This window comes from Blautia sp. BCRC 81119, from assembly GCF_003184505.1.
In the GTDB taxonomy this organism is placed as follows: Bacteria; Bacillota; Clostridia; order Lachnospirales; family Lachnospiraceae; genus Blautia_A; species Blautia_A fusiformis.
On the sequence record NZ_QJHD01000016.1, the window covers coordinates 14,814 to 30,635 of the forward strand.

The window sequence follows — 15,822 nt, forward strand, 5'->3', positions numbered from 1 at the left end:
TCATTCGCTCCTTTTCATATCCTCCACCAGCTTGACAAGACTGTCAATGGTGGCTTTTTCTGACATATATGCTTTCATTCCAAAGCTCTCAGCAGCCGCCTTCGTCTGTCTGCCGATGCAGGCCGCCTTAACCTTTGAATAATCCAGTCCTTTTGTTCCCTCTACAAATCCCTTCACAGTGGAGGCACTTGTAAACACCGCACAGCTGATCTGTCCTGTTTCAAATTCCTTCTTCTCATCGATGAGCTGGCTCTTTTCGTAAAGAGTCTGATAAGTCGGAACATCCTCGACCACAGCGCCTGCCTGTGCAAGAAATGCGGTGAGCTTTTCATTACCCTTTTCTGCCCGCGGGATAAGTATCTTTTCTCCACCGGAAAGAAGCTCTGAAAGTTCCTTTCCAAGAGTATCCCCGTCATATACCGACGGCACAAAATCTGCCAGCAGACCTCTTTCCTTCAGGGCCTTTTTTGTTCCTTCCCCGATCACGGCCAGACGGGCATTTCCCATGGCACGGATATCTTTTCCATGGCGGATCAGTTCTTCAAAAAATACCCTTACACCTGTAGGGCTGGTAAATACAAGCCACTGATATTCCTCCAGGTGATCCAGCGCTTTATAGAGACGGCTCTGGTCTTCCATGGGGACAGTACGGATCGCCGGAAGCTCCAGAACCTCCGCGCCTTTTTCACGAAGCATGTCCGCAGTTCTGGAAACAAGCTCTTTCGGTCTTGTGACAAGGACCTTCCATCCTGAAAGCGGCAGTTCTTCATACCAGCCAAACTTCTCTGCCAGTGTACATACCTTACCCACCACAATGATCGCCGGTGTCTCGATCCCCTGGCGTTTCACCTCTTCTTCCAGGGTAGAAACTGTTGCTACGATCCGTTTCTGACCTGCTGTAGTTCCCTTCTGCAGGATCGCCGCAGGCATGTCCTTTTCCATTCCTGCACCTATCAGACCCTCGCAGATATCCGGAAGTGCGGACACGCCCATCAGAAATACAAGCGTTCCCTTTGTATCAACAAGTGCCCGGAAGTCTATATCATATTCTTCTCCGGCTTTCTTGTGTCCTGTAATGATGTGGACTGAAGAACAGAAATCCCTGTGTGTTACCGGAACCCCGTTATATGCCGGTACTGCAATGGAGGAAGTAACACCCGGAACAACCTCATAAGGGATCCCATTCTCCCGAAGAAGCTCCAGCTCCTCTCCTCCTCTTCCAAAGAGGAATGGATCTCCGCCTTTCAGGCGCACCACACGAAGACCCCGCTGTGCCTCCTCAAGAAGTACCTGATTGATATTTTCCTGACGCATGATATGGTGACTGGCACGTTTGCCTACATTGATCAGCCTGGCATTTTCCGGGATTCTTGACAGAACTCCCTGACCTACCAGACTGTCATAGACGACCACATCTGCCTGTTCCAGCACTTTGAGGCCTTTTAATGTAAAAAGGCCGATATCGCCAGGACCCGCTCCTACCAGCCATACTTTTCCTGTTTTCATCTGTTTTCTCCTTTTTTCCGAAGAGTTTCTGCCAGTTCCCTGCCTAAGCTTTCCGCATCTGCCTTATTGCCACGCAGTGTTCCTGTTACATAGGAACCGTCTTTTTCATTATAATAAAGCCCTCTGAGATAGATCTCATCCCCGAGAATTTCCGCATGGGCAGCCACCGGAGAAGAGCACCCTCCATCCAGGAGCTTTACAAAAGCACGCTCCGCACTTCCCGCGGTCCAGGCATCCTTATCACAGTAGCCCTCCAGGAAATCATAAGCTTCCCCTTTTCTTCCCTGTACAGCAAGGATTCCCTGACCAGCAGCCGGAATGATCTCATCTGCTGTAAAATACCGGTTGATCCTGGATTCCAGTCCAAGTCTCTTAAGGCCGGCAGCAGCCAGGATCAATGCACTGTACTGTCCTTCATCCAGCTTCCGGAGTCTTGTCTGAAGATTTCCGCGGATACTTCTGACATCCATATCCGGATACAGTTTTTTAAGCTGTAAGGTTCTCCTTAAGCTGGAGCATCCAAGGGGCTTGCTTTTATCAAGTTCAGAAGCTCCCTCAGGAAGAACCAGTACGTCTCTCGGATCTTCTCTTTTGGAAAAAGCCAGAAGCGGCAACTCCTCCGGAACCTCCATAGGCATATCTTTCAGGCTGTGTACAGAAAGAATACTTCTTCCATCTATCAGTGCTTTATCCAGCTCCTTTACAAAAAGCCCTTTTCCGCCAACCTTATCCAGTGTACGGTCCAGAATGATATCCCCGGTAGTTTTCATAGTGAGGATTTCCACTTCCAGATCCGGATTTTTTTCTTTTATGTAGTCACGGACCATTTCGCTCTGCAGCACTGCAAGCTTACTCTCTCTGCTGCCGATCACGATCTTATCTCTCTTCATCTTCATCCTGCTCTCCCAATACTTTTTCCAGCGCATTCTGGATCTCTTCCCTTACACGCTTTGCTTTTTTGTGATCCAGTCCACTGGCTGTAACTCCAACTACCATTTCATCCCGCATATATACGCCTGGGAAATAAAAATCACAGGCTTCCCGGTCGGAGGCTACATTAACATAAATGCCCTCCTCCTTACAGACACGGTGGATCTCATCATTCAGCTTCCAGTCATTGGTGGCTGCGATCACCATATATGCGTTGGCAAAGTCTGAACGTTTCACGGGACGGATATATAAAGTTACAGTTCCTGCTTTTCCAAGATCCATAAGCTCCTGGGTCACTTTTGTAGCCACTACCGTGATATCTCTTGTAAATTTCAGAAGAGTCTTTATTCTTCTGGTAGCAATATTACCACCACCTGCCACAACGATATTTTTATCGGACAGGTCTATAAACATGGGGAAATAAGGTTTATTCTTCATAAAGTTTCTCCAGTCCTTCCACACATTCCAGAAAAGCATCCTGGTTCAGGCTGTCCCGAAGCCCGAAGATCAGCTTGTTCACAACCTTTCCAGCTGCAGTATCCACTGCTTTTTTCAGGTTTTCTCTGTCTGAATCCTCCATAGGAGTTTTCCGGAAGATTTTTTCGATCCTCAGGTTCAGATCTTCCACAGCATCCGCTTTGATCTCCTGGATGCGCGGGATGATATCACGACCTTCCAGCCACTGGAAAAATTCGTTCATCTGGGCCTTCACAATGGCTCCTGCTGCTTCTAGGTTATCTGCAAGTTCCTTCGGTGTCTCGCCGGTTCGGAAGCTGTCCATATCATAAAGTGTGATGTTATCTTTTTTTCGGATCTCCGGATCAATATCTCTTGGAACTGCCAGATCGATAAGGATCATAGGTCGTTCCACACGTACATCCTCAAACAATTCTTCCGTCAGTGTATAATTGGGGCTTGCTGTTGCGCTGACCACCAGGTCACACTCCGGCAGATAATCCATTCTCTCACCATAATTGATCCTGCTGCATCCAACAGGAATGCTCACAACACCACTTCTGTACTGACGGATCGTAACCGTCACATCCGCTCCTGCTTCACGCAGTGTCTGGGCAGCCATCTTCCCCATCTCACCGTTTCCGATCACCATACAGACTTTATTGCGAACATGATAACCGCCCTCTTCCAGAAAACGGATGGCCTGATGGATCACAGAAGGATTTCCATGGGAAAACGGCACTTCCGTTTTGATCTTCTTGCCTGCAGTTACCGCCATACGGAAAAGCACCTCCAGAACACTGTCTGTGGTAAACTCATCCCTTGACATACTCAACGCATCTTTTACCTGGGTCAGGATCTGATCTTCCCCCAGGATCTGGGATTTCAGTCCGCTGGTAAGATAAAACAGGTGTTCCACCGCCTCTTCGTTTTCTCTGCTGGTAAAATACTTCTGGTATTGTTCTCCCTGCACACCTTTCAACGAGCAGAGCCACTGATACAGGTCCGGCTTCTCCTCATCTGCAGTACTTACCCACAGTTCCAGCCGGTTACAGGTCGACAGAATAATACACCCGCAGATCCCAGCTTCTTCTTTCAGCCTGCGCAACGCCTCTCCGGTATTTTTACGGGTAAAAGCAAACTGCGCTCTGACATCTACAGGTGCCATATTATGATCGATTCCAATCATGAATATACTCATGTCCTACGTTTCTCCTTTGTTTCCACAATCTTTTATAATGATAAACATTTCCGTAAGGAAAGTCAACTACGATTGACAATGTCAGCCCTCCCTTTTATAATATCTTATGGTAGAAATTGCGGATCATCTTTATATTCCAGCGGAGAAATATAAAGAGTTTATCATAATCACCATAATTATCAGGATGGAGGAAATCCCCGTATGAACTCAGCTTCAAAAAAAGCGATCCTAGTAGTAAGTTTCGGCACAAGCTATGAAAACACCCGTAAGCTTACCATCGAGGCCATCGAGCACGATATTGCCGATGCATTCCCGGCCTGTCCCACCTACCGTGCATGGACAAGCAAAATGATCATTGCCAAACTGAAAAAGCGGGACGGTCTTACGATCCACACGGTAAAGGAGGCTCTGGAACAGATGCTTCTGGATGGTATCACCGATGTGATCGTACAGCCGACTCATGTGATCAACGGTATCGAAAATGATCAGATGAAAGCCGATGCGCTTTCTTTTCGTGACCGTTTTTCCAGTATTGTTTTCGGAAATCCTCTTCTCACAACAGAAGAAGATAACCAGGCGATCGTCCGGGTAGTTGCAGATGAATTCCGGGACATGGATCCGGACACTGCACTTGTACTGATGGGACATGGAACAGAACACTACGCAAACACGGTTTACGCTGCTTTGGATTACCGTTTTAAAGATACCGGACATAAAAATATTTTTCTTGGAACTGTAGAAGCCTATCCGGCCCTGGACTCCCTTCTCCGGGCTGCCGACAGCTTTCATCCGAAAAAGATCGTGCTGGCGCCTTTCATGATCGTAGCCGGCGACCATGCACAGAACGATCTGGCCGGTGCAGATCCGGACTCCTGGATGAACCGTCTTTCTTCCGAAGGATATGAAGTCACCCCTGTACTGAAGGGACTTGGCGAATATCCCCAGGTCCGGCAGATCCTTGTGGAACATGTACAGCAGGCCATGAACGCTTCGATCTGACAGAGATCAGATGATCCATATATATCCCTCATAAAAAAAATGCACCGTGATCCATCCCTGGATCTTCCGGTGCAGTTTTTTATTTTTTATGAAATTACTTGAAATTCTGAAATTCCTGTTATTTATGCCATCAGTTCATCCAGTTTTGTCTTTACAGCAAGGATAAACTCTTTGCTGTTCAATACCTGTACCTCTTTCAGGGAAGTGATCAGTGCAAGATCCTTGGTCATCTTTCCGCTTTCAATGGTATCCAGTGTTGCTTTTTCCAGTTTTCCTGCAAAATCAGCAAGTGCTTCATTTCCGTCCAGCTCGCCTCTCTTGCGGAGAGCTCCTGTCCATGCAAAGATCGTTGCAACGGAGTTTGTGGATGTTTCTTTTCCCTCAAGATGACGATAATAGTGTCTCTGAACTGTTCCATGGGCAGCCTCATACTCAAAATATCCCTTCGGGGATACCAGTACAGAGGTCATCATGGCAAGAGAGCCAAATGCGGAAGATACCATGTCGCTCATAACATCTCCGTCATAGTTCTTGCATGCCCAGATAAAACCGCCATCTGACTTCATAACACGGGCTACGATATCATCGATCAGACTGTAGAAATAGGTCAGGCCGGCTTCCTCAAATTTATCCTTAAACTCTGCATCAAAGATCTGCTGGAAAATCTCTTTAAATCTTCCATCGTATGTTTTGGAAATGGTATCCTTGCTTCCGAACCATACATCCTGCTTTGTGTCCAGTGCATAATTAAAGCAGCTTCTCGCAAAGCTCTTTACGGAATCATCAAGATTATGCATGCCACGGAGAACACCTGCTCCATCAAAATGCTGGATCAGCTCCTTACGCTCTTCTCCGTCTTCGCCCTCAAATACAAGATATGCATCTCCCGGCTTGTCAATATAAAATTCTGTATTCTTATAGATATCTCCATATGCATGACGTGCAAGTGTGATCGGTTTCACCCAATTCTTTACACATGGCTCGATTCCCTTTACAACGATCGGCGCACGGAATACAGTTCCATCAAGAATGGCACGGATCGTTCCGTTTGGACTCTTGTACATTTTTTTCAGGTCATACTCTTCCATTCTGGCTGCGTTTGGCGTGATCGTGGCACATTTTACGGCTACTCCGTATTTCTTGGTTGCTTCTGCTGCATCAATGGTAACCTGATCATCTGTCTCATTTCTGTGCTCAAGACCAAGATCATAATATTCTGTATTCAGTTCCAGATACGGTGTGAGAAGTTCATCCTTGATGATCTGCCACAGGATACGTGTCATCTCGTCTCCGTCCATCTCAACTAAAGGTGTCTGCATTTTGATTTTTTCCATATTATTTTCTCCTTTTGAGGTTTATTCTCCTGTTCGGATTCCAGGTGCTCTTTCCTTTAGAATCTTTCTTCAGCACTTTTACTGTACATTGTACTCATATTTTCCGGTTCCGTCAACGCTTTTGTGCTTTACCACACTATGTTTATAAGAATTGTATAATAATTCAGCCTGCCAACAGTTTTTCACAGTTAAATTTTCCCCATCCCTGCTGATTTCTGGGAAGTCCCATATCTTCTGCATTTTCTCTTAACAACATCTTTACCTCTACATTAGAAAGCCGGGGATCTTTTTCCAGAAGGCAGGCGATCCCTCCTGACACCAGAGGCGTCGACATGGAGGTTCCGCTTTTGAGCCCATATGAGTACGGCAGTCCCGGTGCACAGGCAATGACCTGGCTTCCCGGCGCTACCAGATCCGGTTTGCACACACAGTCAAAAGTAGGGCCTCTTCCGGAAACTGCCTTTCTGCCATTCAGCATATCACTGGAGCCTACGGTAATGATTTTCCGGCTGCTTCCCGGTGCTGTTACCGTGCCGGCCCCCGGTCCCTGATTTCCTGCTGCAGCTACCACCACAAATCCCAGATCCCAAAGTTTTTCCACTCCTTCAAGAAGATCTGTCTGTTCCTTATGATCCCGGGATGTTGTTCCCACTGAAATATTAACGATACGGATATGATAAATGCTTCCAAACTCCATGATCCACCGAAATGCCCGCATCACATCCTCCCTGCTTCCGTTCCCGAAACGATCCAGAACCTTCAGAGCAGCGATACTGCAGCCAGGTGCAGCCCCTTTATATTTTCCACCTGATGCAGTTCCGTCCCCTGCAAGGATCCCGCTGACATGAGTCCCATGTCCGTTATCATCATATGGGCTGCGTCTGACTCCTGTAAAATCACGAAACACGGAAATACGGCTGCCAAAATCTATATGAGGAAAAATACCGGTATCCAGAACCGCCACGCCTATCCCTTTTCCTGTATACATCCTTTTATACCTTTCCAAAGCTCTCCCGCCGGACATCTGACCTTTCTTTAGCTTATTCTGCGGACATCTTTCCCGCTACTCGTTTTATATAAAAAGACCCCGGGATCTTACATCTGAATCCCCGGGATCTTTGCTGTATATTTTATTTAGTTTCCTCTTCCTGTACGGAAATTAACTGTTTTCTGGATCTGATTGTCCATTCCGTAGCTGTAGCTTCCATAAACTCCGGTATGCCAGCCCTTAGCCTGTCCTTCCGGGTCATAATGAAGTCCGTTTATGATCACCCAGCTATGTCTTGTAAAACCATCTCCAGCTCCATCTCTGGTTCCCGGAACACGACCGCATACCACATATGGATCATATCCGATCTCTCTTGCCAGTGCGGCAAATGCACAGGCATAGCCATAACAGTTTCCCTTTCCTGTAGCAAGCGTTCTCCACGCAGTCATTCTCCACCAGTCATTCTGATTTAAATTCGGATAATAGGCAGATGAATAATAGGTATTATTTATCACATAACTCCAGCACGCCTGCAGCTTCTGGCTTTTGGACATTCCACTTCTTGTAATATTTTGGACCACGCCTATACAATGCAGCTTCAGGCTGCGCATATCATTTTTTACAGCCTGCCCCTTTCCGTTAAACCGGATTCCCTCCAGAGTACGGTTTTTGTAAAAACGTCCCCAGGAATCCGCATAGTAAAGATTTCTATCCGGAAGGCACAGCCAACCCTTTGAAGGATTTCCATATTTATTTACGTAATAGGAATATTTTCCTACATTTACGATACGTGACGTCTTTCCGTTCAAAAGGCGTCCTGCAGTATCAAACACATAGATCCTGGAACCGATCTTGTTATGGTAAGTTAACGCATAATATTTAGGCCCGAAATAATACCGTTTTCCCTTTACGGTCTTCCATTGGTTTCTGATCTTTCTGCCCTTGGTGTAGTAGTAATATTTTCCTTTTTCTCTGTAGAGACCGGTTTTCTTCTTTACAGTTGCCGTAGTAGTTGCTGCCTGCGTCTCACAGGTTACGGAAACCGTGCAGATCTGCACCGCAAAAAGCATGACCATCGCCATAAAAAACAATTTTAATCTTTTCATACGTATCTTTCCTTATCGTTCATTCTAATCAATACTCTTCGTATCTCACACTTCCGTCAGAATAGGTGATCTCATAGTAGCCATGACCACTTCCGTCACAGTCATCATAGGCCTGACGGCTAACTTCGGTAGGTTCTGATGCTGCTGCCTCTGCTGCTGCCTGTGCCTCTGCTGCTGCCTGTGCCTCTGCCGCTGCCTGTGCGTCTGCCGCTGCTTGTGCGTCTGCCGCTGCCTGTGCGTCCGCTGCTGCCTGCGCGTCTGCCGCTGCCTGCGCGTCTGCTGCTGCCTGTGCCTCTGATGCCGCTTTTGCCTCTGCCACTTTTTTCTCTTCAGCTGCTTTCTGCTCTGCTACCAGCTTGTCGATCTCATCTTTATTGGAAGTGAAGTATGTATGTGCCGCATATCCCTTAACACCATCTCCTTCAACCTTCAGCCATCCAGGGCATACACCGGTTACCTTGAACTCGGTTCCAAGAGATGTTACTTTCAGGGATTTTGATTTTGTATCCGCTTTTTCACGGATATTTACATTGGATTTTGCATAGGTAGTGGCAGCTTCTTCCAGCTCAGTCTCCTTCGCATCTTCCAGCGCTTCCTGAGATTTTCCTTTTTCATCTGTATAGGAAATATAAAGGATCTCATACTCATTATAAAAAACAGGTTCTTTCCAGTCATCCGGTGTCACATTCCGGAAGGTATGCTCTGTACCATCTTTCATGGTGATCACTAGATCCTGACCTGCCGCATCCTTGGAGTCTTTCTTTTTGCTGTCATCCTCTTTTGCATCCTGAAGCTCTGCGGATTTCACCTCAAGTCCGCTCTGATTTTTTACTGTAAGCTCTCCGATCTGAAAATCCTCTGCGGTCTCTTTTTCTTCTGCGGAATCTTTATCGCCAGTTTTCTCTGCGGTTTCCTCCTTTGTCGTTGTCTCGTCTGCAAAAGCAGCTGTCGGTGCCCCCAGACACATCGCTGCGATCAATGCTGCCCCTAAAAGCACCTGTACTGTTTTTTTTCTCATTTCTTATATCCTCCTTTATAGTGTCAGTCCGCCTATTATACGGGCTGAATCTTTGTTGCCTGTAAGAATTTCGATCTGATTTCCGTCTGCTGCAAGAAGTGAACGGTCCAGATATAAGCAAAAACCGCTGCTGTCCGTTTTTCCATCTTCTGTGGAAACATCCATCGGAAATGCTTCATAAATCTTATCATGGTTCAATCTTATATAAATCCTGCTGTCTATATCCAGATATTTTTCTTCAATACAACCTGTGATCTTTTCCAGATTTCCCTGGATCTCGCACTGAACTGCTCCGGCACCGGCAGGAACCGTATCTTCTTCCGTAACATTCACCTGACACTCCGGTCCTTCCATGATCGGCGGTGACTGTGCCATTTCCGGGAGAAAACGCTCTGCCCGTTCCACGATCACAGTATCTGCATTCTTCTCATCCACTTCACTCATCTGGTAAGGTACTCCTCTGGAAAAATACGCACTGGAATAAGCATCTGCCATAAACGGAAGCAGTGCATTACCAAAAGAATCACGGAACATGACCAGACTTCCTTCCTTCACAGGATTTACCGTTGTGATCTTCGGATCAAAATTACTTACCACTTCTCCCACATAGGCAAATGTTGTCTGTCTGTCATAATAAACTTCCTCTTCCGGTGTCGTTGCAAGAGGATACAGCATCTCATCCAGATCTCCTGTGAAATCTGTTTTTATAGTATAGGGTTCCTCCTTATAGGAAACATGCTCCTTTTTCAGAGAAGACAGCAATGTTTCCGCCGCAACTGCAGCACCCTTGTTGTTCCAGTGTGAATCTCTTTTGTGATAAAGAACTTCTTTCTCTTCTGAAAGAGTCTCATACAGATCTCCGTAAGAAACCTGCTCCTGCCTGAGATATTTCTGAAGATTAACAAGGTTTTTGTCCGATGATACCTTCAGGCTGTCATAGTACGGCATGTTCTCTCCATAGAGTGAGTTTTTATTAGGTGCCACAGTAAAAAGAAACTGCACACCTTTTTCATTCAATGTCTCCTGCATCATGGCCAATGTATGTGCAATATTAAAAAGGCTTCTCTCGGAAAGAAGCTCCTCTCCAAGATAATCCTCCAGCGAATCCTTATAATAAAGCCAGTTATCGGTTCCCTGGATCACACCATCTGCAGTAGATACTCCGAAAATCTTCCCGTTCAGAAGGGCATTTGCCGTTACCAGCTCATTTCGAAACGCAAAATGTTCCTGAAAATATTCGCCTGCTTCCGGCAGCCAACGGGTATTGATCTCGTTTTCTTTTTTCAGTTCAGGAAACTCAGCCAGTCTTCGGTTTTCAGACGATGCTTCCTGCTTTGTCACCGCCATCCCCAGAGATGGCACAAGACAAGCTGCAAAAAATGCAGTAATATAAAGCACCTGCAATTTTTTCATGTTTTCTGCCTCCTCTTAAAATCGAAAATAGATGAACGGATTATAGGTTCCGCCGGCAAGGCTCAATACACAAAGCGCAAAACCAGCCAGACTTAATACATAGGTAAAGCCTTCATACCATTTATACTTTTTCAGCATGCTGTTTACCGGAACTGCTGCGACCAGTGCTGCTGCCAGCGTTACAAGATATACCGGTGTCAGCTGCTGCAGTGTAAGGCTCATTGCAGAAGCCTTCCATCCAAAATCCGTAAACATTTCTCTGATCCAGAAACATCCCTGCTTCATAGTGTCCGCACGGAAAAATACAAAGCCAACACAAACTACCAGAAGTGCATAGACATGCTGAAAAAAGCTCTTGAGTTTTCCGCCCTTTTTCCCGATAAATGGGATATACTCTTCCAGCATCAGGAAAAAGCCATGATAAATTCCCCAGAACAGAAAATTAAAGGAGGCACCATGCCAGATACCTGTACACACAAAAACGATCATTTTATTGACCACTGTACGGAATTTCCCTCTGCGGTTTCCCCCTAACGGAATATACAGATATTCCTTAAACCATCCTGAAAGAGACATATGCCATCTTCTCCAGAATTCACGGATACTGGCAGAAATATAAGGATAATCAAAATTCTCATGGAAATGAAATCCAAACATCATTCCGAGTCCCAGCGCCATATCACTGTAGCCGCTGAAATCAAAATAGATCTGCAGCATATAGGAAACTGCGCCCAGCCAAGCACCCGGACCGGTGATTCCGGTTGCTGCCGCACCAAAGAGATTATCCGCCACAAGTCCCATTGTATTGGCGATAAGAACCTTTTTGCTCAAACCTGCAATGAAACGCCGGATTCCTTTTCCGATTTCCTCCGGCGTCTGCTTACGATTATTGATCTCCGCCTCCACATCATGATACTTGACGATAGGTCCCGCGATCAGCTGTGGGAAAAATGAGATATACAGAAGCACCTTTCCGAAATTCTTCTGAACCGAAGCATCTCCCCGATAAACATCGATCACGTAGGAAAGTGCCTGAAAAGTAAAAAACGATATTCCGATCGGCATCCGGACCTGCGGAACCGGAATTCCGGCACCGGTAACAGAATTAAATGTATCCACCAGAAATCCGGAATATTTAAAGATCACAAGAAGACCGAGATTTATCACCACAGCCAATGTCATTGTGAGCTTACGGATCTTCGGACATTCCCCTGTCAGGCGCGCTAAAATATAGTTGCCCGCCGATGAAGCAACCAGTAATATTACATAAATCGGTTCTCCGTATGCATAAAAGACCAGACTTGCCACTACAAGCAAAAAATTTTTGGCCCGCATCCCAGGTAAAAGGAGATGCAGACAAAAAGCAGCCGGAAGAAATACACACAGAAATACCATTGAACTGAAAACCATAATTATATTTATTTATCGGTCTGGCGAATCTTATTTGCTGATCACGTCCAGTACGATTTCCTTCCCTTTTTTGTCTTTGTATGTATTGACCCAGAATCTTGTGTATTCCAACAGATATTCCTGTCCGTCACCATAACAGCCATCTGTCTTTCTGGTACGAAGAGGTCTGCCAAGGGCTTTCCGCAGTGCTGCAGAACTCTTTTCTCTTACAAATGCTTTCCTTAATCTTGAAGATGTTCTGGCATCGTATACACCGGTTTTTGTATTAAAAGCATAAAATCCGGCTCTGGACTGTCCATATGCGGAATAATAAACGCCTTTTACCATCTGTGCATACCGGTTAAATCCATAGTATTTCCCGCCGATCTTTTTTACAAGGAGATAGTTCTCCCCGAAGAATGTTCCACCTTTATAAGCCTTTCCGGTGTTGGAAAAATAGTATCTGTATGTCATTTTTTTGCCGGTAGTCTTATTAGCGACAGTCACGGTTTTCCATGTATTCTTTACTTTTTTTCCCTTCACATAATAGTAGTATTGTCCGCCCTCTTTTTTGAGACCGTTTTTTACCTTGGCTGCCTTGGCTGTAGATGCTGCCTGTACAGTCTGAACCGCAATAAGTGGTTCAGCTGCCGGCATCTGGAGCATCATCAGACAAAGTACTGCTACCAGGATCTTCTTTGTCCACTTTTTCATGATCTGCTCCTATTCTTTAGAGAACGATATCTTCTCTTCCTTCAGTTTTATAGTATTTTTTCATGGATGAAGATTTCTGCATATAATATTTAACATCTTTTCTGGATTTGTTTCCTGCTGCATTTGCATCAAATGTATACCAGGTATTTCCGATCTTGATCTCTGTCCATCCATGTGGCTGCCATTTATTTTTATTAAATACATTACTTTTTCCCCAGCATACACGGACCGGAAGTCCTGTTGCACGTTTAGCCTGTACTGCAAAGGCTGATGCAACACCGTAGCAGTTTCCTTTTTTCATTCCCATGGTCAGATATGCAAACATCTGGCTTTTACCTTTTGTAAACTGCAAAGGTTTTCCGTCAAAGCCCTTCATTCTCATATATCCGTATTTTTTGGAACAGTTAAACAATTTCTGAAGAGCCGTTTTTTTCTGCGCAGTTGTAGTCAGACTTGCAGAAATCTTCTGGCTGCGAAGCACTGAATCTGTCATCTTGATCAGTTCTGCATTTGCTTTTTTGGATTTCCCAGTGTATTTTCCGTTGGAAGCAAACTGCATGGTTTTGTAGGTATTTCCGGATTTTACTGTATACCATCCGGTCTTTCTTGCACCATTCGAGCCTAAATAATATATCGCACCATTGATCTTTTTTAATTTGTTAGTAACTTTTTTACCTTTGATGTAGTAATAATACTGACCGCCCTCTTTTTTCCAGCCATTTTTAACAGCTGCTTTTGCGGTTGTTGTGGTTGCTGTTGTTGCCGCCTGCGCACACACTGTGCCAAATGTCAGGCAAAACAGCATTGTGATCATGAGAACAAGCTGTGCGAATCTTCTCTTTTTCATGGTTTCTTTTCCTCCTGTTTTAAAAATCTTCATACCCGGTGATAATTATAGCATTGCTCTGATTTTCTTGCAATATAATGTATAAAATACATTATCTCCTCCAATACTTAACATATCTGAAAAATAAAGGAGGTTTTTCTATGCTTCTCTTTTTTCTTGTATTCTTCGGACTCCAGATCTTTGTTCTTTTCTGCTGTGCCGCTGCAGGAAATGACGCCGCTTCCCAGGAACTATCTGACCAGGAACAGCTTCAGTTTATCGCAGAATGGAAAAAACAACATCAAAAAAAGGACGTCTGCTGAAGAACGTCCTTTTTGCTTTGCAATTCTATTCTCCATTCATATGATGATACACACCAGTCCGCCTTTGCTGTCATTTACGATCTTCTTCATAGTATCCTGAAGCTTCACCTGACTTTCTTCGCTGATCATGGCCAGCTTGTTCCGGATTCCGTCTTCCACCAGCTGCTGGATGGATTTTCCGAAAATATTGGTCTCCCAGATACTTTCCCCTCGCTCCGGGCTTTCTCTGATATACTTTATCAGGTCCTCCGCCTGCTGTTCTGTACCAACGATCGGAGCGATCTCCGTTTCGATTCCCGCCCGGATCATATGAATGGACGGACTTTTTGACCGGATCTTTACTCCGAATTTATTTCCCTGACGGATCACCTCAGGTTCCTCAATAGTGATCTCGGAAAGCTCAGGCACCACAACCCCATACCCTGTTCCTTTTACCGCTTCCAGGGCAGCCTGGACTTTTACAAATTGTTCTTTCATACCGGCAAGCTCTTTTATGGTCTGGATCAGTTCATATTCGCTTTCCATGGATATCCCGCTCATTTCACTGAGCATCTGATAATAATAAATGTCTTTTACTGCGATCCGGATACGGACTTTTCCATCGGAAAGACTGACCTGCTCAAGCAATGTATCTTCCACATATGGACTTTCCAGATATACTGATTCTCTGCTTACATCACGCACATGAGTAAGTCTGGTCATCTTTTCCCGAATCTCATTTAACAGAGCCGCCTTTACCTCATGTTCCGGAGAAAGCATCTCCACCCATCTGGGAACAAAAAGCTCTATCTCACTGACCGGGAATTCATAAAGGATCTTCTCCAGGATTCTGGTCACATCCTCTTTTCGAAGCTGTTCACAGTTGACTGCCAGAACGGATACTCCAAATTTCTCTTCCAGATGTTTTACAGTTTTTCCGGTTTCCTCACTGTAGGGAGTCTGGGAGTTTACCAGGATCAGAAAGGGTTTTCCCTGGACTTTCAGTTCTTTTATGGTCTGTTCCTCTGCCGGGATAAAATTTTCTCTGGGAATCTCCCCGAAACTTCCGTCTGTTGTGACTACAATCCCAATGGTGGAATGCTGGCTGATCACTTTTTCCGTTCCAATGCGGGCTGCATCATGGAACGGGATTGCTTTTTCCTGCCAGGGAGTTTTGACCATCCGCTCCCTGCCTTCTTCCACATTTCCGGATGCATCTTTTACCAGAAAGCCTACACAGTCAATGAGTTTTACCCGGATTTTCTGGTTTTCCCCTATGGATACTTCCACTGCTTCTTTTGGAATAAATTTGGGTTCTACGGTGGTGATCATTTTTCCGGCACCGCTTAATGGCAGTTCATCCTGAAGTTCTGCTCTTTTTCCCTCGCTGATCGATGGCAGTGCTATCAGCTCCATAAATCTCCGGATGAATGTGGATTTTCCTGTACGGACCGGTCCCACAACCCCTATGTAGATATCCCCGCCCGTCCGCGCCTGGATATCACGGTAAACCTGAAAGTTTTCCATATAAAAAAGCCTCCCTGCATATACTGGCCTGTAAGTTCCGGGAAACGTCTTAAAAAAGACAGTTCCCGCATACCACAGTATATGCCCGGAAGGCTTCTTATATGCTGCTGTTC

The 15,822-nt window shown here is 45.4% G+C and carries 15 protein-coding genes; 2 read left to right on the top strand and 13 right to left on the bottom strand.

Going from position 1 to position 15,822, the window contains the following annotated elements; all coding sequences use genetic code 11:
• Genes cobA through hemA form a run of 4 tightly spaced genes read right to left on the bottom strand, consistent with a single transcriptional unit; the run spans position 1 to position 4,093 of the window.
• Positions 1–1,506, bottom strand: a complete 1,506-nt coding sequence (gene cobA / locus DMI82_RS10640; RefSeq protein ID WP_110103275.1) for a uroporphyrinogen-III C-methyltransferase — start codon at positions 1,504–1,506, stop codon at positions 1–3.
• Entirely contained in the window at positions 1,503–2,396 is an 894-nt protein-coding gene (hemC, locus tag DMI82_RS10645; RefSeq protein ID WP_022426910.1) for a hydroxymethylbilane synthase, read from the bottom strand. The genes cobA and hemC overlap by 4 nt, the downstream gene beginning before the upstream one ends.
• On the bottom strand, positions 2,383–2,874 hold the full coding sequence (locus DMI82_RS10650; RefSeq protein ID WP_110103276.1) for a precorrin-2 dehydrogenase/sirohydrochlorin ferrochelatase family protein: 492 nt from the start codon (positions 2,872–2,874) through the stop codon (positions 2,383–2,385). Before DMI82_RS10650 ends, hemC begins: the two co-directional genes overlap by 14 nt.
• The gene (gene hemA / locus DMI82_RS10655) at positions 2,864–4,093 is read right to left on the bottom strand and encodes a glutamyl-tRNA reductase (RefSeq protein WP_021653027.1); all 1,230 of its coding nucleotides are present in this window, start codon (positions 4,091–4,093) and stop codon (positions 2,864–2,866) included. Before hemA ends, DMI82_RS10650 begins: the two co-directional genes overlap by 11 nt.
• 201 nt (positions 4,094–4,294) lie before the next feature.
• On the opposite strand from hemA, the gene DMI82_RS10660 reads away from it, so the two are divergent.
• A complete protein-coding gene (locus tag DMI82_RS10660) occupies positions 4,295–5,092 on the top strand; it encodes a sirohydrochlorin cobaltochelatase (protein ID WP_110103277.1) in 798 nt (265 codons plus the stop codon).
• Positions 5,093–5,214: 122 nt separating this feature from the next.
• Here DMI82_RS10660 and DMI82_RS10665 read toward each other — a convergent pair whose 3' ends face one another.
• The 8 genes from DMI82_RS10665 to DMI82_RS10700 form a co-directional block, all read right to left on the bottom strand.
• The gene (locus DMI82_RS10665; RefSeq protein ID WP_110103278.1) at positions 5,215–6,426 is read right to left on the bottom strand and encodes an NADP-dependent isocitrate dehydrogenase; all 1,212 of its coding nucleotides are present in this window, start codon (positions 6,424–6,426) and stop codon (positions 5,215–5,217) included.
• Between the two features lie 163 nt (positions 6,427–6,589).
• Complete coding sequence (locus DMI82_RS10670; protein WP_015525272.1) at positions 6,590–7,414, bottom strand: S8 family peptidase; 825 nt, start codon at positions 7,412–7,414, stop codon at positions 6,590–6,592.
• A gap of 146 nt (positions 7,415–7,560) precedes the next feature.
• Positions 7,561–8,520 carry a transglutaminase-like domain-containing protein gene (locus tag DMI82_RS10675; RefSeq protein ID WP_021653022.1) on the bottom strand — a complete coding sequence of 320 codons (960 nt, stop codon included), beginning with the start codon at positions 8,518–8,520 and terminating at the stop codon, positions 7,561–7,563.
• Positions 8,521–8,548: 28 nt separating this feature from the next.
• Positions 8,549–9,538, bottom strand: coding sequence for an SH3 domain-containing protein (locus DMI82_RS10680; protein ID WP_110103279.1), 990 nt, complete (start codon positions 9,536–9,538; stop codon positions 8,549–8,551).
• A 15-nt stretch (positions 9,539–9,553) separates the two neighbouring features.
• Positions 9,554–10,951, bottom strand: coding sequence for an alginate O-acetyltransferase AlgX-related protein (locus DMI82_RS10685; RefSeq protein WP_021653020.1), 1,398 nt, complete (start codon positions 10,949–10,951; stop codon positions 9,554–9,556).
• A 15-nt stretch (positions 10,952–10,966) separates the two neighbouring features.
• On the bottom strand, positions 10,967–12,259 hold the full coding sequence (locus tag DMI82_RS10690) for an MBOAT family O-acyltransferase (RefSeq protein ID WP_330383065.1): 1,293 nt from the start codon (positions 12,257–12,259) through the stop codon (positions 10,967–10,969).
• 132 nt (positions 12,260–12,391) lie between these two features.
• Positions 12,392–13,054: a hypothetical protein gene (locus DMI82_RS10695; RefSeq protein WP_110103280.1), complete on the bottom strand. Its 663-nt coding sequence runs from the start codon at positions 13,052–13,054 to the stop codon at positions 12,392–12,394.
• A 16-nt stretch (positions 13,055–13,070) separates the two neighbouring features.
• Positions 13,071–13,901, bottom strand: a complete 831-nt coding sequence (locus tag DMI82_RS10700) for a transglutaminase domain-containing protein (RefSeq protein WP_158526449.1) — start codon at positions 13,899–13,901, stop codon at positions 13,071–13,073.
• 140 nt (positions 13,902–14,041) lie between these two features.
• Here DMI82_RS10700 and DMI82_RS20085 point away from each other — a divergent pair, with 140 nt between their 5' ends.
• Positions 14,042–14,203, top strand: a complete 162-nt coding sequence (locus DMI82_RS20085) for a hypothetical protein (protein ID WP_015525281.1) — start codon at positions 14,042–14,044, stop codon at positions 14,201–14,203.
• A gap of 36 nt (positions 14,204–14,239) precedes the next feature.
• Here the strand turns inward: DMI82_RS20085 and spoIVA are convergent, their stop codons facing one another.
• A complete protein-coding gene (gene spoIVA, locus DMI82_RS10705; protein ID WP_022426914.1) occupies positions 14,240–15,709 on the bottom strand; it encodes a stage IV sporulation protein A in 1,470 nt (489 codons plus the stop codon).
• Positions 15,710–15,822 lie beyond the last annotated feature (113 nt).